This window comes from Rhizobium terrae, assembly GCF_003425685.1.
GTDB lineage: Bacteria > Pseudomonadota > Alphaproteobacteria > Rhizobiales > Rhizobiaceae > Neorhizobium > Neorhizobium terrae.
Genome location: NZ_QJKM01000002.1, coordinates 317,424 through 335,285, shown reverse-complemented (window position 1 = coordinate 335,285; position 17,862 = coordinate 317,424). Strand labels below are relative to the sequence as shown.

17 protein-coding genes are annotated in these 17,862 nt (G+C 61.7%); 14 read left to right on the top strand and 3 right to left on the bottom strand.

The window, feature by feature from the left end:
• The first annotated feature begins 83 nt into the window (after window positions 1-83).
• Together DMO26_RS04550 and DMO26_RS04545 are read left to right on the top strand one after the other, a co-directional pair.
• Window positions 84-1,439: a putative bifunctional diguanylate cyclase/phosphodiesterase gene (locus DMO26_RS04550; RefSeq protein ID WP_117190826.1), complete on the top strand. Its 1,356-nt coding sequence runs from the start codon at window positions 84-86 to the stop codon at window positions 1,437-1,439.
• Window positions 1,440-1,548: 109 nt separating this feature from the next.
• The gene (locus DMO26_RS04545; RefSeq protein WP_117190825.1) at window positions 1,549-3,591 is read left to right on the top strand and encodes an NADH:flavin oxidoreductase; all 2,043 of its coding nucleotides are present in this window, start codon (window positions 1,549-1,551) and stop codon (window positions 3,589-3,591) included.
• A 72-nt stretch (window positions 3,592-3,663) separates the two neighbouring features.
• Here DMO26_RS04545 and DMO26_RS04540 read toward each other — a convergent pair whose 3' ends face one another.
• On the bottom strand, window positions 3,664-4,269 hold the full coding sequence (locus DMO26_RS04540) for a PRC-barrel domain-containing protein (RefSeq protein ID WP_117190824.1): 606 nt from the start codon (window positions 4,267-4,269) through the stop codon (window positions 3,664-3,666).
• Window positions 4,270-4,460: 191 nt separating this feature from the next.
• Entirely contained in the window at window positions 4,461-5,339 is an 879-nt protein-coding gene (locus tag DMO26_RS04535; RefSeq protein ID WP_117190823.1) for an SMP-30/gluconolactonase/LRE family protein, read from the bottom strand.
• A 371-nt stretch (window positions 5,340-5,710) separates the two neighbouring features.
• Here DMO26_RS04535 and DMO26_RS04530 point away from each other — a divergent pair, with 371 nt between their 5' ends.
• The 12 genes from DMO26_RS04530 (at window position 5,711) to DMO26_RS04475 (ending at window position 16,950) form a co-directional block, all read left to right on the top strand.
• A complete protein-coding gene (locus tag DMO26_RS04530; RefSeq protein WP_117191041.1) occupies window positions 5,711-6,442 on the top strand; it encodes a helix-turn-helix transcriptional regulator in 732 nt (243 codons plus the stop codon).
• Between the two features lie 372 nt (window positions 6,443-6,814).
• The gene (apbC, locus tag DMO26_RS04525; protein ID WP_117190822.1) at window positions 6,815-7,990 is read left to right on the top strand and encodes an iron-sulfur cluster carrier protein ApbC; all 1,176 of its coding nucleotides are present in this window, start codon (window positions 6,815-6,817) and stop codon (window positions 7,988-7,990) included.
• Window positions 7,991-8,299: 309 nt separating this feature from the next.
• Window positions 8,300-9,271 carry a magnesium transporter CorA family protein gene (locus tag DMO26_RS04520; protein WP_404947012.1) on the top strand — a complete coding sequence of 324 codons (972 nt, stop codon included), beginning with the start codon at window positions 8,300-8,302 and terminating at the stop codon, window positions 9,269-9,271.
• Window positions 9,272-9,285: 14 nt separating this feature from the next.
• A complete protein-coding gene (locus DMO26_RS04515) occupies window positions 9,286-11,187 on the top strand; it encodes a potassium transporter Kup (RefSeq protein ID WP_117190821.1) in 1,902 nt (633 codons plus the stop codon).
• A gap of 150 nt (window positions 11,188-11,337) precedes the next feature.
• Window positions 11,338-12,510: a cell wall hydrolase gene (locus DMO26_RS04510; RefSeq protein ID WP_117190820.1), complete on the top strand. Its 1,173-nt coding sequence runs from the start codon at window positions 11,338-11,340 to the stop codon at window positions 12,508-12,510.
• A 269-nt stretch (window positions 12,511-12,779) separates the two neighbouring features.
• The gene (locus DMO26_RS04505; protein ID WP_117190819.1) at window positions 12,780-13,139 is read left to right on the top strand and encodes an AtpZ/AtpI family protein; all 360 of its coding nucleotides are present in this window, start codon (window positions 12,780-12,782) and stop codon (window positions 13,137-13,139) included.
• 55 nt (window positions 13,140-13,194) lie between these two features.
• Complete coding sequence (locus DMO26_RS04500; RefSeq protein WP_117190818.1) at window positions 13,195-13,947, top strand: F0F1 ATP synthase subunit A; 753 nt, start codon at window positions 13,195-13,197, stop codon at window positions 13,945-13,947.
• Window positions 13,948-14,013: 66 nt separating this feature from the next.
• Complete coding sequence (locus DMO26_RS04495) at window positions 14,014-14,241, top strand: F0F1 ATP synthase subunit C (protein WP_037158317.1); 228 nt, start codon at window positions 14,014-14,016, stop codon at window positions 14,239-14,241.
• A gap of 82 nt (window positions 14,242-14,323) precedes the next feature.
• A complete protein-coding gene (locus DMO26_RS04490) occupies window positions 14,324-14,935 on the top strand; it encodes a F0F1 ATP synthase subunit B (RefSeq protein ID WP_117190817.1) in 612 nt (203 codons plus the stop codon).
• 4 nt (window positions 14,936-14,939) lie between these two features.
• Entirely contained in the window at window positions 14,940-15,425 is a 486-nt protein-coding gene (locus tag DMO26_RS04485) for a F0F1 ATP synthase subunit B (RefSeq protein ID WP_117190816.1), read from the top strand.
• A 74-nt stretch (window positions 15,426-15,499) separates the two neighbouring features.
• A complete protein-coding gene (locus tag DMO26_RS04480; RefSeq protein WP_117190815.1) occupies window positions 15,500-16,264 on the top strand; it encodes a nucleotidyltransferase domain-containing protein in 765 nt (254 codons plus the stop codon).
• A gap of 47 nt (window positions 16,265-16,311) precedes the next feature.
• The gene (locus tag DMO26_RS04475) at window positions 16,312-16,950 is read left to right on the top strand and encodes a glutathione S-transferase family protein (protein ID WP_117190814.1); all 639 of its coding nucleotides are present in this window, start codon (window positions 16,312-16,314) and stop codon (window positions 16,948-16,950) included.
• 44 nt (window positions 16,951-16,994) lie between these two features.
• Here DMO26_RS04475 and DMO26_RS04470 read toward each other — a convergent pair whose 3' ends face one another.
• The gene (locus DMO26_RS04470; protein ID WP_117190813.1) at window positions 16,995-17,663 is read right to left on the bottom strand and encodes a ribonuclease HII; all 669 of its coding nucleotides are present in this window, start codon (window positions 17,661-17,663) and stop codon (window positions 16,995-16,997) included.
• Window positions 17,664-17,862 lie beyond the last annotated feature (199 nt).

The following is a 17,862-nucleotide window of genomic DNA, read 5'->3' as shown; positions in this document are numbered from 1 at the left end:
CATCTAAGTTAAGCTCAGGGCATGATTTTTTAATCTTTTTCCCCCATCCTGCCCCCCGTCTGTGAAGTGCAACGGGATTATTCATGAAGTCGGCGGGAAACGCATTGCCGCAGGTCAGTCAGAATGAGCTGCAGGCAATGGCCTATAGCGACCCTCTGACGGGGCTCGGAAACCGATACCGCCTGCGCGACAAAGTTCGCCTTTTGGCAGCCGAGCGCGCTCAGGATCCTGCTCCCTTTACCATCTGCATCGCCAATCTCGACGGGTTCAAGCCGATCAACGACCTGTTCGGCGCGGAAGCCGGCGACGAGATCCTTTGCCAGGTGGCCCATCGCCTGAAAGCCTGCATTCCCGACGGCGCCACCGTCACTCGCCACGACGGCGACGAATTCGCCTTCATCCTGCCGCTTGTGTTCGAACGCACGGGCGCCGAACGCATCGGCCAGATGATCAAGGACGTGCTCTCCGCCCCCTACGATCTGGGGGACCGTAACGTCCGTCTCTCCGCATCCTTCGGTTTTGCGATCTATCCTTTTGCCGGAGAGGATTTCGAGGAACTCCTGAAGAGCGCCGAAACCGCGCTTTACCGGTCCAAGCGCCGCGGCCGCGGCCAGATCACCGTCTATTCCCGCGAGATCGCCCAGGAGATGAAACGGGCGACCCAGCTCGAGCAGGCCCTGCGTAACGCCATCATCGCCGATGCGGTGGATGTGCATTTCCAGCCGATCGTGCGGATCAAGGATGGGGGAGTGGTCGGGTTCGAGGCTCTCGCCCGCTGGATCGACGCCGATCTCGGCTTCGTTTCGCCAGCGGTTTTTGTGCCTCTTGCCGAAGAGCGCGGTTTTATTGACGCGCTTTCTGAAACGTTGCTGCGCAAGGCTGCGGAGGCTGCGCTCTCCTGGCCACGCGAACTTTTCCTCTCCTTCAATCTCTCTTCCGCGCAGCTGATGGATCCGGGCACGACCGAAACGATCCTCTCGACGCTGGCGCGCGTCGGCCTCGATCCGCACCGGCTGGAGCTGGAAATCACCGAGACCGCCGTGATGACGTCTGCCGATACGGCCCAACGCATCATCACCGACCTTAGAAATCAGGGCGTCCGCATCTCGCTCGACGATTTCGGCACCGGCCAGTCCAGCCTCGGGCGGCTGCGCGACTTCACGTTCGACAAGGTGAAGATCGACCGGGCCTTCGTCTCGCGCATCACCACCGACCGTGCTTCCGAACATATCGTCAAAGCCATTATCGCCATGTGCGACGGCCTCAATCTGGCGGTGGTCGCGGAAGGCATCGAGGAAAAGGCCGATGCCGACAAGCTCAACGAACTCGGCTGCGCCATGGGGCAGGGCTATTATTACGGCAAGCCGATCGACGGCAACGCCACGCTGCACTACCTCCACGACCACTATCGCGACTTCATGACCATCGAACGGGCCTGACGACGCGGACGGAACGGCGCTGACCGGATAGTCCGCGCCGCTGATCGTTCTCGCCATGTCTCTGCGTCTGGGCAATGATGCGCTATCCGCGTCCATGCCCGGAAAGCCGATGTCCGCTTCGAACGATCCCCTGCTGCAGCCTTACCGCTTGAAACACCTGACATTGAAGAACCGTTTCATGTCGACCGCGCATGAGCCGGCCTATTCGGAGGACGGCATGCCGAAGGAGCGGTATCGTCTCTACCACCGGGAAAAGGCCAAGGGCGGCATCGCGCTCACCATGACCGCGGGATCCGCGGTCGTCTCCTCCGACAGCCCGCCCGCTTTCGGCAATCTACATGCCTATCGCGACGAGATCGTGCCCTGGCTGAAGCGCCTTGCCGACGACTGTCATGAGCATGGCGCGGCGGTGATGATCCAGCTTACCCATCTCGGACGCCGCACCGGCTGGAACAAGGGTGACTGGCTGCCGGTGCTGGCCCCGTCGCCGATCCGCGAGCCCGCTCATCGGGCTTTCCCGAAGGAGGCGGAGGATTGGGACATCGAGCGCATCATCGCCGATTATGCGGATGCCGCGGCGCGCATGCAGGCCGCCGGCCTCGATGGCATAGAGTTCGAGGCTTATGGCCATCTGATGGACCAGTTCTGGTCCCCGGCGACGAACCATAGGGACGACGCCTTTGGCGGTTTGCTCGAAAACCGCATGCGGTTTTCGATTCTGGTGATCGAGGCGGTGCGGAAGGCCGTCGGGCCGGATTTCATCGTCGGCATCCGCATGGTGGCGGACGAGGATTGGGAGAAAGGCCTGTCGCGGGAGGAGGGCATTGAAATCGCCCGCAGGCTGGCCGGTTCCGGCCAGATCGACTTCCTCAACGTCATCCGCGGCCATATCGATCACGATGCAGCGCTGAACGAGGTTATTCCCATCCAGGGAATGCGCTCGGCGCCGCATCTCGATTTTGCCGGCGAGGTGCGCGCGGCGACGAAATTCCCGATCTTCCATGCCGCGCGTATCGCCGATGTCGCCACCGCCCGCCATGCGGTTGCCACTGGGAAGCTGGATATGGTCGGCATGACCCGCGCCCATATCGCCGATCCGCACATTGCCCGGAAAGTGGCGGCGGGAAGGGAAGCGGAGATCCGTCCCTGCGTAGGCGCCACCTATTGCCTCGACCGGATTTATGAAGGGGGCGAGGCGCTCTGCATCCACAATGCCGCAACCGGTCGGGAGCTGGAAATTCCGCACGAACTTCCAAAGGCCGGGATGCGCCGAAGGGCGATCGTTGTCGGAGCCGGTCCGGCCGGGCTGGAGGCGGCGCGTGTTCTTGCCGAAAGAGGGCACAGGGTGACCGTGCTCGAGGCGACGGGCCAGGCAGGCGGACAGGTCAATCTCCTGGTTCGCAACCCCCGCCGCAGGGAGATGATCGGCATCGTCGACTGGCGGATCGCCGAACTCGAACGTCTCGGCGTCGAAATTCGCTACGACGTCTATGCCGAGCCGGAAGACGTGCTCGGCTTCGATCCGGATCTGGTCGTCATTGCCACGGGAGGCATCGCCCAGGCTCCTGAGGTGGAGGCTGGCGACGACCTGCTGACGTCCAGCTGGGATATCCTGGCGAGCGCCGTCAAACCGGTCGGTCCTGTCCTGCTCTTCGATGACCATGGCGGTCATCCGGGCATGAGCGCGGCGGAGGTGATCGCAGCCGCAGGGGTCGAGCTGGAAGTCGTTTCGCCGGAGCGGTCCTTGGCCCCGGAGATGGGTGGCATGAACCATGTGCCCTACGCTCGGATCTTTGCCGAAAAGGGCGTCCGCGTTACCATCAATACACGGCTGAAATCGGTGCGAAGAGACGGCAATGCGCTGGTCGCGGTGCTTGGCTCGGATTTTTCCGGGGCTGCACAGGAACGGCAGGTGGCACAGGTGGTCGTCGAGCACGGTACGATAGCGAATGCTGACCTCTACCTGGCCTTGAAGCCGCTTTCCCGGAATCTTGGCGCGGTGGACTACAAGGCCCTGCTCGCTCGACGACCGCCTTTGCCGGAAAAGCAGCCGCAAGGCGCTTTCGACGTCATGCGCATCGGCGATGCGGTGGCGAGCCGCAACATCCACGCCGCGATCTACGACGCATTGCGGCTCTGTTCGCTGTTGTAAGGACAGGCTCAAAGGCGGCACATGCAGTGCCGCCTTTTCCCTGGATGACGGCGTGTCACCCGTTCCGGACTCTTACTTGCTCGGCGCAGCCGGAGCCGAGGTAGTGGCGCCGCCGTTGGCGGGCATGGTCGAGGACGTGGTCGTCCGGTCGGTTTCAGCCTGCTTGTCTGCAAGCGTCTTGAATTCCGGAGCGGCCTGCAGGGCTTCGGCCGTTTCGGTCGTGCTGAGGCGGACCTCGTTGTTGTTTTCCGCATCACGGGTCATGGTGATCTTGTCCATGGGGACGGCAACGTCCTTCTCGCCGATGCCGAGGAATCCGCCGACACCGATCACGGCTGCGACGATACCGCCGTTCTCTTCGAGGATCAGGTCGTTCACGTCACCGATGCTCTTGTCTTCGGCGTTGAAGACGGACTTGCCGATATAGTCGTTGGCGCTGATCTGGTTTTCAGCCTGCTCCGCCAGGTAACCGCCGGAAGCGGCGGCCGTATCGGTGCCGGTCTTTGCCGCAGGCGCTGCGGTGCTATCGGCCGGCTTCATCGGATCTGCCGGTTTGGCGGGGTCAGACGGGGCGGTCGGTGCCGGGGCGGCGGGCTGCGTCTGGGCGAACGCCGGTGCAATGGCGGTGGAAGCCATGAGAATTGCAGCGGCGGCCATCGTGCTAAGGGTCTTCTTCATAACAATCCTACCTTCCTATGCTAAGGATCTAGCGGTGAACGCGCGGGCTTCGGCATGGGCTTCGATCCGCGCTGGTTCGATAGGAAAATGTCATGAGGAACGATTGGTTCCGGATAGGATTGCCGAAATTTTAGGCGATTTTGCCGGAACTTTTCGGTTTTTCCTCAGTTTGGTATGCCCTCTTGCATTAGCTACAGGCGATAGGCGGGTTCCGGATCGCACTCGATCTGGACGGCGATTTCAAACAGTCCGCCTGCCTGCGGATCGGCCGCCCGCGCAGTTTCGTCCAAACCCTCCCAGGAGGATGTCACCGCGAGCCGCCCGCTGCCGATAAAGGCAGGGCAGGTCGTCCGCCGCGCGGGCAGAAGATGGCGGGACAGATGTATCCCGTCCGTCGCATAGTGATCGACGGCCCCCTGGTTCCAGCGGGCGTTCCAGATTGTCCCGTCACGGGCGCAGATGGATCCGTCGATGCCGCCCGGCTTGCCACTCTCGTCGATGAAGACCTGGGCTTCGCCCGCCGGCAGACCGGTCTGCGGATCGAGCGGCAGGCGCATCATCCGGTTGACGCGGGTATCGACGTAGTAACCGATCGTCCCGTCTGGCGAGAAGCAGATCGAGTTTGGGATGCTCACCTTGTCGAAGAGTTTTGTCACGGTGCCCTGATGGACATGATAGATCGCGCCGGCGCCCTCTTCCGCCTTTCTGCCCATCGTGCCGATCCACAGGCTGCCGGACGGATGCACCCGCCCGTCGTTGGAGCGGTTGCCGGGTTTTTCCGGCTCCAGTTCGCGGTAGAGGGAGAGTTCGCCCGTTGCCCGGCGGATGAAGAGGCCCTTGTCGCTGGCGAGCAATTGTCGGTCCGCGTCGATCGCGGCAAGTACGCTGCCCATCACCGGCAAGGCGTGCACGGTCTCGCGGTTTGTCGGCAGATGCAGTTCATGGAGTTTCTTCCCGAGAATGTCGAACCACCAGAGGGTCTCGGTTGCCGATTCGAAGGTCGGACCCTCGCCAAGTTCGCAGAGCGAGGACGAAAGGACGGCCCCTTCGAAATTGTATATGGTGGTCATCTAAATCTCCAATTGCAGTCCGGGGTAATGAATCTGTATCATCCTCTCCCGAGCGCGCAACTCTTTGGATAGCTGATTTGACCCCCAACATTTATCTCCTGACAAAGACTGAGAAGCATGCAACAAGATTTGCAAAAGCGAGCAAATATCATCATTATTCGGAATTGATAATTATCAAGAAATTCGGCACATCTTCAAAAAAGCTAAAATAGCCGCGCCGGCCGACGATTCCACTTGGATATTCCGTAAATCGGAAGATCCTTACGAATCCCGGTTGGTCACGGGCAGATTTTATGAAGGCCGGTTTGGGGCAAATGCATGGGAAATGCCAAGAGTTGCTCGATTACAACGGGCGAGCAAAGAAGCAAGTGATGTCACATACCGGAAAAGCAATTGAAGCCCGAGGCTTTGACGGCAACGTCGAGGAGATCGCCGGCTTAAAGACGCAGTTCGACGTGTTCCGCTTCATGAAACGCGTGACGGAACACTACGCCTGTCGTACCTTTATGGTGCTCAATCTGCCCTCCGCGACCTCGCTCGAGTTGTCGAGCAATACCGTCATCACCAACTGGCCGGCGGAGTTGATGTCCCATTTCGACCGGGAGGGCCTCATGCAGACGAGCCCCGTTCTTCGCAGGCTCCGCCACTCTACCCTGCCGTTCACCTTCGATCTGGAGACCCTGGGGCCGGAGCGCGGCGGACCGGTGGTGCGCGGCATCTTTGGGCGCTTCGGCGTCGTGCGCGGCGCCTATTTTCCGGTTCATGATATGTCGGGCACCCGCGGAGCGGTATCCTTCGCAGGCGACGCCCCGCCTTTCACCCGCCAGCAGATGATGGAGATGATGTATATCTCCATTCATGTTTTCGAACGTCTGGCCGAGATCCGAAATCTCGACGTGCGAGCCACGGACATGCTGACGGATCGCGAGATCGACTGCCTCAACTGGACCGCCGCCGGCAAGACCAGCGCCGAGATCGCCGATATCCTCGGTCTGTCGGAGCACACGGTGAACCATTATCTCAACCGGGCGGCTAAAAAGCTTGATACCGTCAACCGAACCCAGGCGGTCGCAAAAGCGCTGAGGATCGGTTTGATCAAGTAACGAAATCGCGTGCTGCGACGCACAAAATTTCATCACTGCATAACGCTTCATCGCCGTAAATTCTTGCTTCCTCAGAAAGTTGCCGCATCGCAGCATCGCGCGCACCCGGAAGTGATTGAAAAAACTCGATAAGCGAAGCATCTTCCCGTCTGGCATGTTTCGTGCTTCTGTATGGGCAGGTCCAGAGGGGACTGCAAGCGCCCCAAGAGGCGTGACCAAAAAAGCCGCCGCTCGTCCTGTGCGCCATATGGCAGCCGGCCGGGCGGCGGCTTTAATCTTTCTTGCCGCCACGGATATCGAACTCCTATATACCGCTTGAAGGCGACCACCCTTTCCAAGCGTGCGCCGAAGACGGAATTTGGGAGTTCGATAATGTCCGATGTGACGAAAGAGGCGGTTCTGGCGGTGCTTGCGAAGGTCCGCGGGCCGGATCTGGAAGGCGATATCGTTTCGCTCGGCATGGTCTCGGACGTCTTCATCTCGGATAGCAAGGTGTATTTCTCGATCACCGTGCCGGCGGCGCGCGCCGGCGACCTGGAGCCGCTGCGCATGGCCGCCGAGCGCAGCGTCAAGGCCATCCCCGGTGTCAAGGGCGCGCTGGTCACCCTGACGGCCGATCGCAAGGCGGGTTCCGCGCCGCCGCCGCGTCCGCAGCCGGCCGCTCATTCGCATTCTCACACGCATGGCCACGCCCATGGGCATCCGTCCCAGGGGCAGCAGCCGGGCCAGCCGCCGCAGCGGGAAAAAGCCGGCGTGCCCGGCGTCGGCGCCATCATCGCGGTGGCCTCCGGCAAGGGTGGGGTCGGTAAGTCCACGACGGCCGTCAACCTCGCCCTCGGCCTGCAGGCCAACGGCCTGAAGGTCGGCATTCTCGACGCCGATATCTACGGCCCTTCCGTGCCGCGGCTCCTGAAGATCTCCGGCCGGCCGCAGCAGATCGAGAACCGCATCATCAAGCCGATGGAGAATTACGGCCTGAAAGCCATGTCCATGGGCTTCCTGGTGGATGAGGAAACGGCGATGATCTGGCGTGGCCCGATGGTCCAGTCGGCGCTGATGCAGATGCTGAGGGAGGTGGCCTGGGGCGATCTCGACGTCCTCGTCGTCGACATGCCGCCCGGCACCGGCGATGCGCAGCTCACCATGGCGCAGCAGGTGCCGCTCGCCGGCGCCGTGATCGTCTCGACGCCGCAGGATCTGGCGCTGATCGACGCCCGCAAGGGGATCGCCATGTTCCGCAAGGTCGAGGTGCCGCTTCTCGGCATCATCGAGAACATGAGTTATTTCCTCGCCCCCGATACCGGCAAGCGCTACGACATCTTCGGCCATGGCGGCGCCAGAGGGGAGGCGGAACGTATCGGCGTCCCCTTCCTCGGCGAAGTGCCGCTGACGATCGATATCCGCGAGCGCTCCGACGCCGGAACGCCGGTCGTCGTTTCCGATCCCGAAGGCCCGTCCGCGAAAATCTACCGGGATATCGCCGCAAAGGTCTGGTCGGAACTCGGCGGACGCACGCCGCGCAAGGCTCCCGCGATCGTTTTCGAATAGGAATTCGAATAAAGAGGCGCGACATTTTGGAATGGCTCCCCGGCGCGGGCTGCGGGGCGATCTCAAGGACTGCTTCGGTCAAGGCTTTGATCCAGGCCAAGAATCGCCTCGTCGTTCGTGGTCCCTTGAACATCTGCGGCGACGGAGTCATGGTGCTGCGCGAATGGCGGAGCTTATGCACCACTTGATTTTGACTATGGCTGTCTTTATAGGCGCCTCCCGCTGGAGGCCGGCTTTGCGGTTCCGCCTCAAGGAACCGGCAAGTCCGCTTCTCGTTCAAGGCCGACGGATTTCGGCCGGAGACCACGATTGATCAACGCCTATAGCGCCACTGGCTCGATGAAGACGCTTGCGCCGACCGACGCGCTGCGCCGGCTTCCTGACGACATCGTCTGGATCGATCTGGTCGAGCCTACGCCGCAAGATGACGCCTATGTCGAAAGCCTTCTCGGCATCCAGGTTCCGACCCGTGAGGACCTGAAGGATATCGAGCCGTCGAGCCGCCTCTATGTCGAGAAGGACTCGGTCTTCATGACGGCCTCGCTCGTCTGGCGTGCCGACGGCCAGGATCCGCAACTCACCGACGTCGCCTTCATTCTGTCCGGCAACCGGCTGATCACCGTGCGTTATGCGGATCCGAAGAGTTTTCAGCTCTTCATCGCGGCTCTCGGACGCGTTCCGGAGGAAAAGCGTGACGGTACGACGCTTCTCGCAAGGCTGCTCGAAACCATCGCTGACCGCACCGCCGAAATCCTCGAACACACGGTCGATCATATCGACGCCATGTCGACCGACATCTTCCGCGACCGCGGCAGGCGCCGACCGCCGCATTATCTGGAAAACAAGCTCGCCAAGATCGCCGAATACCATCGGCTGGTCGCCAAGGTGCGCGATAGCCTGGGTTCCCTTTCGCGCCTCCTGACCTTTCTCAGGAACGTGCCCCACATGCATAAGGACGAAAGCGACGGCAGCCTCTGTGCCACCATCGCACATGATGTCGAGACGCTGTCGGAACATGCCGCCTTCGTTGCCGGCAACATCGCTTTCCTGCTCGACGCCTCGCTCGGCCTCATCAATGTCGAGCAGAATGCCATCATCAAGATCTTCTCGATCGCTTCGGTGGTCTTCTTGCCGCCGACGCTTGTCGCCTCCATCTATGGCATGAATTTCCATTTCATGCCGGAACTCGACTGGCATCTCGGATATCCGCTCGCGCTCCTCGCGATGCTCATGTCCGCCATCATCCCGTTTTTCATTTTCCGCTGGAAAGGCTGGCTCTGACGCCAGACACTCCCATGGGTCACCCCGCAGAACATCATGCTGCCGAAAAAACCAAGGTCCAGGGCCTCTTCGCGCTCGCGCTCGGCTCCGTCGGTGTCGTTTATGGCGATATCGGCACGAGCCCGCTCTATGCGTTTCGTGAGGCCTTAAAGCCGATTTCGCATGACGGCGTCTCCGAACTCGAGGTCATTGGCCTCATCTCGCTGATGATCTGGACGCTGACGATCATCGTCACGTTCAAATACGTGCTGTTCCTGCTCCGCGCCGACAACGACGGCGAAGGCGGGACGCTGTCCCTGCTTGCTCTGCTGACCAAGTCCGCCAACGGTCACCGGGCGCGTCTGATGCTGCTCGGCCTCATCGGCGCGGCGCTTTTCCTCGGGGATGCGATGATCACTCCGGCTCTGTCGGTCTTGTCCGCGGTCGAGGGCCTGAAGCTCGTCGCGCCGAGCCTGCAGAGCGCCGTCCTGCCAATTTCCGTCGGCATTCTGATCGGGCTTTTTGCGATCCAGTCGAAGGGAACCGGGCTTGTTTCCCGTTTCTTCGGCCCGATCACGGCAGTCTGGTTCATCGTCATGGGTGTGGGCGGCATCACTCACATTTCCGACGATTTCGGTATCCTTGCGGCCTTCAATCCCTGGTACGCCGTTCAATTCATGCTGCGTGAGGGATTTGTCGGCATCATCGTGCTCGGTGCCGTCTTCCTGACGGTTACCGGTGCCGAAGCGCTTTATGCCGACCTTGGCCATTTCGGCCGCCAGCCCATTCAGTGGGCATGGTTCACGCTCGTCTTTCCGGCCCTAACCTTGAACTATCTGGGGCAGGGCGCACTGGTGCTGAAACATCCAGAAGCGATGTCCGATCCGTTCTATCTGATGTTTCCCCAATGGGCGCTGTTGCCGGTCGTCATTCTCGCAACGGCGGCTACCATCATCGCCAGCCAGGCGGTGATCACCGGCGCCTTTTCCCTCGTGCGGCAGGGTATCCATCTGGGCTATCTGCCGCGCATGCAGATCCTCTTCACGTCCGAAACCAATACCGGGCAGATCTTTCTCCCGTCGGTCAATACGCTACTCCTGGTCGGCGTCATCGCACTGGTGCTCGGCTTCGAAAGCTCCGAATCGCTGGCTACCGCCTATGGGATCTCGGTGACGGGGGCGATGGTCGTCACCACGCTGATGGCCTTCGAATTCGTACGCGTGAAGTGGAGATGGCCGCAGACTTTTGCAATCACCACGCTGGCACCGCTCCTGGCGCTGGAACTCGTCTTCCTGGGCGCCAATCTCCTCAAGGTCCATGACGGCGGCTGGGTGCCAGTGATGATGGCGATCGTCTTCACCATCGTCATGTGGACCTGGAAACGCGGCACGGCGATCCTCTTCGAAAAGACCCGCCGCATCGACGTGCCGCTTGCGACCTTCATTCCCATGGTCGAAAAGAAGAGCGATCACGCTCCGGTCGCGGTCCCCGGCGTGGCGATCTTCCTGACCAGCGACCCGGAAACCGCACCGGCAGCACTGCTGCACAACATCAAGCACAATCACGTCCTGCACGAGAAGAACGTCGTGCTGACGATCGTCACCGTCAATAAGCCGCGCGTCTCGCTCGAGGAGCGCTTCAAGATCGAAAAGCTTTCGGAACGCTTCACCCTGGTCGAGCTGCGCTTCGGCTTCATGCAGTCGCACAACGTCTCGCAGGCGCTGGCCTATCTGCGAAAGACCGGCTTCAAGTTCGACATAATGTCGACCTCCTTCTATCTCGGCCGCCGCAAGCTGGTGCCGGATGCCGAATCCGGCATGCCGATGTGGCAGGACCGGCTGTTCATCGCCATGGCGAACACCGCGACCGACCCGTCAGACTATTTCCATCTCCCGGCCAACCGTGTGGTCGAACTTGGCTCGCATGTCATCATCTGACGGGGCCAAGCGACCTCGCGCCCGGCTGACATTTATGTGAATGTGCTAAAGAGGCCTGCATTGCAGGCCTTTTCAGTAGGTCCGTTAACCGCTCGTCAAGGTTAATGATTGATCTTCACCAGGTCGTCGTTGCCTTGTGGAGTTTCGGTTTTGCGTTCGAAGAGCGTTTTGCGTCGCAAGTCCTCGTCCCGTCCGGGCGCCTGGACTTCCCCGGTCGTCTTCGGCTTTGCCTCATGGCTGGTCTTTCCATCTGCTCCCGCCCAGGGCGACCTCGCCGATCTTCTGACCGGTTTTGGTGGCGCCGACCAATGGCGCATGGTGCTGACCGATTCTCCCGCCGGTTCCATCCACCAGGCCTCGCTCGCCTTTCCGGGCATCAAGAACGCGGTTGCCGGCAATGCCGGCGTCACTCTGCCGGACGGCCGCAAGATTGCGCTTGTCGACGAGACGAAATCTTCGGGCCGGAGCCCGGATGAGGATCGCGTCAACCGCACCGCCAAGAAAGGCCGCATCGTCGCCGTCGAACCCATGCAGCCGCCCAAGGCCTTTTCCGCCGGTTCCGTGCTGGAGCGGCAGAGTTCGCTTATCCAGCCCGTCGAGGATTGGGATGAACTGACCGCCTTTGCGAAGGTCGAAAAGAACGAAGAACCGGTGGAGCTTGCCGCCTTTTATTTCCGCAAGGACGAGAAGCCGAAGCCGGAAGACGACCTGATGCCGATGGTCGCGAGCCTGATCAACAACGACAGCGCCGACGTGCTGGCCACCGCCTATGCGCCGCCGGCAATGGATTTTGCCAAGCAATCTCCCTTCGATGCGATCTTGAAAGACAAGCCGAAGGCGGGCCGCTTCATTCCGCCGATCAGCCCGGAAGACCATGCCTGGGCGGCGACGCCTCTACCACCCGATTCCTTCTCCGCAAAGGAACAGCAGTGCTTGGCATCTGGCATCTATTTCGAGGCGCGCGGTGAATCCGCCCGCGGCCAGGCCGCCGTCGCGCAGGTTATCCTCAACCGTGTGCGCAATCCCTCCTATCCGAAAACGATCTGCGATGTCGTCTACCAGAACGAGGATTGGCGCAATCGCTGCCAGTTCTCGTTTGCCTGCGACAATATCAAGGACCGCATCCGCTCCGAGGAACATTGGAAGATGGCGCGGGACGTGGCCATGGCCGTCACCGCCGGCAAGATCTGGCTGCCGGAAGTGGGGTCGGCGACCCATTATCACGCCGTCTACGTGCGTCCGGCCTGGGCCCGTACCATGAAGAAGGTCGGCCGCATCGGCCTGCATCTCTTCTACCGCACCTATGGCGGCGGCTGGAGTTGACGCGGGCTGCTGGCCGCAGCGATAAGTGGCGATTCCCGCGACAGTTTTACCCGGCTCCGGTTGCGGGCGGTGTAACGAACTGATTTTATTGGGTTAATTTCCCACAAATGAAGGACCTAGGGTGCCTTGACTATAGGGGCGGGCAAAACTATGTTGCGCGCGACTTGAAAACGGGCCGGAAGGCGCGAAATCCCTCGCTGACTGCACTTTTTTGTGGTCTGCCGGCATAAAGCCGGTTGTGCCGGAGGCGGAAATAGGGGAGGACGCACATGACGGATGACCGCGACGATGGTCTGGAAGAGCGCCGGAAGCGCCTTTCCGCGGAACTCGCGGGCAGGAAGGCTGAAGACGCGGCAGAGGCGAAGAGGGACGCGCAATCTGAAGAAAGCCGCAAGGGCATGGCCTTGGGCTTCAAGATTTCCTCCGAGTTCATCTCTGCTGTGGCCGTTGGCGCCATTCTGGGCTTTCTGCTCGACCGTTTTGCTGGTACGTCGCCGTGGGGGATGATCGTTCTGCTCCTCCTCGGTTTCTGCGCCGGTGTTTTGAATGTGCTTCGTGCCGTGGGAATGGTGGCTGCGTCACCCTTCTCCCAGCAGGCGGCAAGGGATAACGAGCGGGACGACCAATAAGGTCGCCGCAATCGAATGGGTGCCGCGTGACGCGGCGAAGGATAAGAGGTAAACGGTGGCAAACGATCCGATCCATCAGTTCCAGATCAGCAAGATCGTTCCGATCGAGATCGGCGGCATCGACTTCTCCTTCACCAACGCCTCTCTGTTCATGGTTGCCACCGTGGCTTGCGCCGCCGGCTTCCTTTATTTCGCGACGTCGCAGCGGGGCCTGATCCCCGGCCGTGCGCAGTCGGTCGCTGAAATGTCCTACGAATTCATCGCCGGCATGCTCCGCGAGGGCGCGGGCAGTCACGGCATGAAATTCTTCCCGCTGGTCTTCTCGCTGTTCATGTTCGTGCTGACCGCGAACCTGCTTGGCATGTTCCCTTATTTCTACACCGTCACCAGCCAGATCATCGTCACCTTCGCGCTGGCGCTGCTCGTCATCGGCACGGTGGTCGTCTACGGCTTCTATAAGCACGGTCTGCACTTCCTGCAGCTCTTCGTGCCGAGCGGCGTTCCCGGCGCGCTTCTGCCGCTGGTCGTCGCGATCGAAGTCATCTCGTTCCTGTCCCGCCCGGTTTCGCTTTCGGTTCGTCTTTTCGCGAACATGCTGGCCGGCCACATCACGCTGAAGGTGTTTGCGGGCTTCGTCGCCTCGCTGGGCGCCCTTGGCGCGCTCGGCGTCGGCGGTGCAGTCCTGCCTCTCATCATGACCGTCGCCCTGACCGGTCTCGAATTCCTCGTCGCCTTCCTCCAGGCCTATGTCTTTGCGGTGCTGACTTGCATGTACCTCAACGATGCGGTCCATCCCGGCGGGCACTAAGGATAAAGACATTGGCGTCCTAGGCGTCAGTCTACAGCCGCAACAACCATTTCGAAGGAGTTTCTCATGGAAGCGGAAGCAGCAAAGTTCATCGGTGCAGGTCTGGCTTGCTTTGGCATGGCCGGCACGGCCCTCGGCCTCGGCAACATCTTCGGCAACTACCTGTCGGGCGCCCTGCGTAACCCGTCTGCCGCTGACAGCCAGTTCGGCCGCCTGGTATTCGGCTTCGCCGTTACGGAAGCTCTGGGCATCTTCTCGCTGCTCATCGCTCTCCTGCTGCTCTACGCAGTCTGATACCTGGCCAGGAATTGGGATCGCGGCCGCTTGAGAGAGCGCGCCGTGATCCTTAGCATTTGGACTACACCTGGAGGTGATGATGTTCGTGACCTCGGCATATGCGCAGACCGCGCCGGCCGCTACTGACCCGCATGCCGCGCCCGCAGGCGAAGTGCATACCGAAACCGGCGCTGCGCATGGCGGCGAGCACGGTGGCGGCGTTTTCCCGCCTTTCGACTCGACCCATTTTGCGTCGCAGCTGCTCTGGCTCGTCATCACCTTCGGCCTCTTTTACCTTCTGATGAAGAAGGTCATCGTGCCGCGCGTCGGCGGCATTCTTGAACACCGCCACGACCGGATCGCCCAAGATCTCGACGAGGCCGCCCGCCTGAAGGCGGAAGCGGACGCCGCCGTTGAGACCTATGAAAAGGAACTGGCTGCTGCCCGTTCCAAGGGTCATCAGATCGCCGAAACCGCGCGCGAAGCCGCCAAGACCAAGGCTGCGGCAGACCGCGCCGCGATCGAGGCCGAACTTTCGGAAAAGCTCGCCGCCGCCGAAACCCGCATCGGCGAGATCAAGGCTCAGGCATTTGCCGAAGTGGGCCAAATCGCTGAAGAAACCGCATCCGCCATCGTCGACCAGCTGATCGGCGCTAAGGCAAGCGGCGAAGACATCAAGGCTGCGGTTGCAGCCGCGAAGACGGGAGCCTGATCCGATGGCATTCGATGCAACATTTTTCGCATTCGTCGGCCTCGTCCTCTTCCTCGCCTTGGTCGTCTACCTGAAGGTCCCGGGCATGATGGCGAAGTCGCTCGACCAGCGCGCCGAGAACATCCGCAAGGAGCTCGACGAAGCCAAGCGCTTGCGTGAGGAAGCGCAAGGCCTGCTTGCCGAATACCAGCGTAAGCGGAAGGAAGCCGAAGCGGAAGCCGCTCAGATCGTTGCTTCCGCCGAACGCGAGGCCGCCGCCCTGACCGCCGAAGCCAAGCAGAAGACGGAGGAGTTCGTCGCTCGCCGCAACGCGCTTTCCGAACAGAAGATCAAGCAGGCCGAGGCCGAAGCGATCGGCGCCGTGCGCGCCGCGGCCGTCGATCTGGCGATTGCGGCCGCCGAGCGGGTCATCTCCGCCAAGGCCGACACCTCCACCCGGGACGCGCTCTTCAAGGACGCCCTCGGCTCGGTGCAGTCTCGCTTGAACTGATTTTCAGCAAACAGAGATTTCAAAAGGCCGGGGTTTCGCCCCGGCCTTTTGTTTGGGCGAATGGAGGATCGCGAATGGCTTTGGTTGCGGGAAATCTGTCCAGGGAACAGGCGCTTTCCCTGACCGAGCGGTTTCTGAAAGTGCATTTTGCCGATGCCGATTTCGCCTTCGCGGCCGGCTCCACCATGCGCGGCACGGCGACGCCTTCCTCCGACATCGATCTCGTCGTCATCCACTCGTCCCTGCCGCATGCCCATCGTGAGTCGCAGATCTTCGAAGGCGTGCCGTTCGAAGCTTTCGTGCACGACGAGGGGAGCTTCCGCTGGTTCCTCGAAGCGGATGTGCAGGCGGGCCTTCCCACGCTGATCCGTATGGTCGCGGAAGGAGTGGTCGCCGGTCCGCGCCCGCAGCGGGCGGAGGCGCTTCGCCGCGAGGCGAAAACGCTCCTAGACAAAGGCCCACCGCCGCTGGACCGGGAGACGCTTAACCGCAAGCGTTATGTCATTTCGAGCATGCTGGCGGATCTTGGCGACGAACGCCCCGATTTCGAGCGGGTGGCGATTGGCGCGGCGCTCTATACAGCGCTTGGCGACTTCATCCTGCGCAGCAATGGGCACTGGTGCGGCTCCGGCAAATGGCTGCTGCGGCAGGTGACGACATTCGATGCGACGCTGGGCGGCGCGTTCGCCGCAGCCTTCGATGCGCTGTTCCGCGAAGGAGAAGCCGGGCCGCTCCTGGATTTCGCCGAGCAGGTCTTGGCCCCATATGGCGGGTTGCTTTTCGATGGTTATCGCGCCGACGCGCCGGCGACATGGCGGCAGGACAAGCCCGACGTTTGACGATTGGCCCCCGGCATGGGAAATCCACTGGATCGGGAGAAGGATGCATGCAGAAACCGCAATTGTTCGGTGCCGATTACAGCGTTTATGTGCGGGCGGTTCGTCTGGCGCTCATGGAGAAGGGTGTGGATTACGGCCTCACCCCCGTCGATGTCTTCGCGCCGGGCGGCCCACCTTCCTCCCATCTGGTGCGGCACCCTTTCGGCCGCATTCCGGCTTTCGAACATGGCGATTTCGCTCTGTACGAAACGGGCGCGATTACCCGCTATGTGGACGAGGCATTTGCCGGACCAGCCCTGCAGCCGAAGGACGCTCGGCGGCGGGCGAGGATGAACCAGATGATCGGTATCGCCGACAGCTACGTCTATCCGATCCTCGTCTGGGGCATCTATGTCGAGCAGGCCTCGAAACCATCAAGCGGCAGGGAGACGGATGCCGCGAAACTGGCCGCATCTCTGGCGAAGGCGCCTGTCTGCCTGAAGGCGGTCACAGATCTCATGGGCGATGGACCTTGGCTTTGCGGAAACGAGCTGACGCTTGCCGATCTCCATCTTGCGCCGATGATGGACTATTTTATGAAGGCACTGGCCGCTGTGGAATTGATGGCCGACTTTCCGGCGCTCATGGAATGGTGGGAGCAGATATCGGCAAGGCCCGCCATGCGGGCAACCATCCCCACGAGTTGACCGCACGACCTTAAGATCGTGGGCCGGAGCGCGAAGCGAAGCAGTCACGTTTCCGGGAGGGCATCCTTGCGAAGCGGGCGGAAACTCATTCGATGCAGCGAGCAGGGACCGTGTTTCTCGATGCCGGCTCGATGCTGTGCGGTGCCGTAGCCTGCGTGATTGGCAAAGCCATAGGCCGGGAAGACCAGATGCGCGCGGGCCATCATCCGATCGCGGGTGACCTTGGCGATGATCGATGCGGCGGCGATCGAGACCGAGCGGGCGTCGCCCTGGACGACGGCCTTGCCGGGGCAGCAAAGCCCCTGCGGCACGTCGCGGCCGTCGGCGAGCACATAGGCCGGCGTGACGGCAAGCCCGGCCACCGCCCGGCGCATGGCATCCAGGCTGGCGCGCAGGATGTTGCGCTCGTCGATATGACGCGGGCCGGATGCGGCGATCGAGACCTCACCCGTCGCCATGATCGCCTCGAACAGGATCTCCCGCTGGTTGGCGGTCAGCTGCTTGGAATCGTTGAGGCCGTCCGGGATATTGTCCGGATCGAGGATCACCGCCGCAGCGACCACCGGTCCCGCCAGAGGTCCACGACCGGCTTCGTCCGTGCCCGCGACCGGCCAATGACCGGCGTTCCGTGCTACAAGCTCCAGGCTGAAATCCGGAACAAGCGGTGCGTCTTCGAAAAGCATCGGAGAATCGGGCGACGTGCGAGGCAACATGGCGGCAACCTCGCACGTCGACCCGACCTCCTGCAACCCCCGGCGGGACGATGCGGCGTCGCTATCCACCGAGGGGCGGCGGTGGAACCGGGGTCATCCCGGCGCGGGACAGGGCGGGTGCGCGCCGGAAATTCAATTCAAAACGTACGGTCTCGATGCCCGGTGAAATTTGTCGGAGCATCTTGATGCTCACGAATCG

Bases quoted from the DNA above. Each gene is read 5' to 3' on its own strand.
- DMO26_RS04550 (WP_117190826.1), top strand. From the start codon at position 84: ATGAAGTCGGCGGGAAACGCATTGCCGCAGGTCAGTCAGAATGAGCTG.
- DMO26_RS04480 (WP_117190815.1), top strand. From the start codon at position 15,500: ATGGCTTTGGTTGCGGGAAATCTGTCCAGGGAACAGGCGCTTTCCCTG.
- apbC (WP_117190822.1), top strand. From the start codon at position 6,815: ATGTCCGATGTGACGAAAGAGGCGGTTCTGGCGGTGCTTGCGAAGGTC.
- DMO26_RS04490 (WP_117190817.1), top strand. From the start codon at position 14,324: ATGTTCGTGACCTCGGCATATGCGCAGACCGCGCCGGCCGCTACTGAC.
- DMO26_RS04535 (WP_117190823.1), bottom strand. From the start codon at position 5,339: ATGACCACCATATACAATTTCGAAGGGGCCGTCCTTTCGTCCTCGCTC.
- DMO26_RS04470 (WP_117190813.1), bottom strand. From the start codon at position 17,663: ATGTTGCCTCGCACGTCGCCCGATTCTCCGATGCTTTTCGAAGACGCA.
- DMO26_RS04530 (WP_117191041.1), top strand. From the start codon at position 5,711: ATGTCACATACCGGAAAAGCAATTGAAGCCCGAGGCTTTGACGGCAAC.
- DMO26_RS04540 (WP_117190824.1), bottom strand. From the start codon at position 4,269: ATGAAGAAGACCCTTAGCACGATGGCCGCCGCTGCAATTCTCATGGCT.
- DMO26_RS04475 (WP_117190814.1), top strand. From the start codon at position 16,312: ATGCAGAAACCGCAATTGTTCGGTGCCGATTACAGCGTTTATGTGCGG.
- DMO26_RS04495 (WP_037158317.1), top strand. From the start codon at position 14,014: ATGGAAGCGGAAGCAGCAAAGTTCATCGGTGCAGGTCTGGCTTGCTTT.
- DMO26_RS04515 (WP_117190821.1), top strand. From the start codon at position 9,286: ATGGGTCACCCCGCAGAACATCATGCTGCCGAAAAAACCAAGGTCCAG.
- DMO26_RS04505 (WP_117190819.1), top strand. From the start codon at position 12,780: ATGACGGATGACCGCGACGATGGTCTGGAAGAGCGCCGGAAGCGCCTT.
- DMO26_RS04545 (WP_117190825.1), top strand. From the start codon at position 1,549: ATGTCCGCTTCGAACGATCCCCTGCTGCAGCCTTACCGCTTGAAACAC.
- DMO26_RS04485 (WP_117190816.1), top strand. From the start codon at position 14,940: ATGGCATTCGATGCAACATTTTTCGCATTCGTCGGCCTCGTCCTCTTC.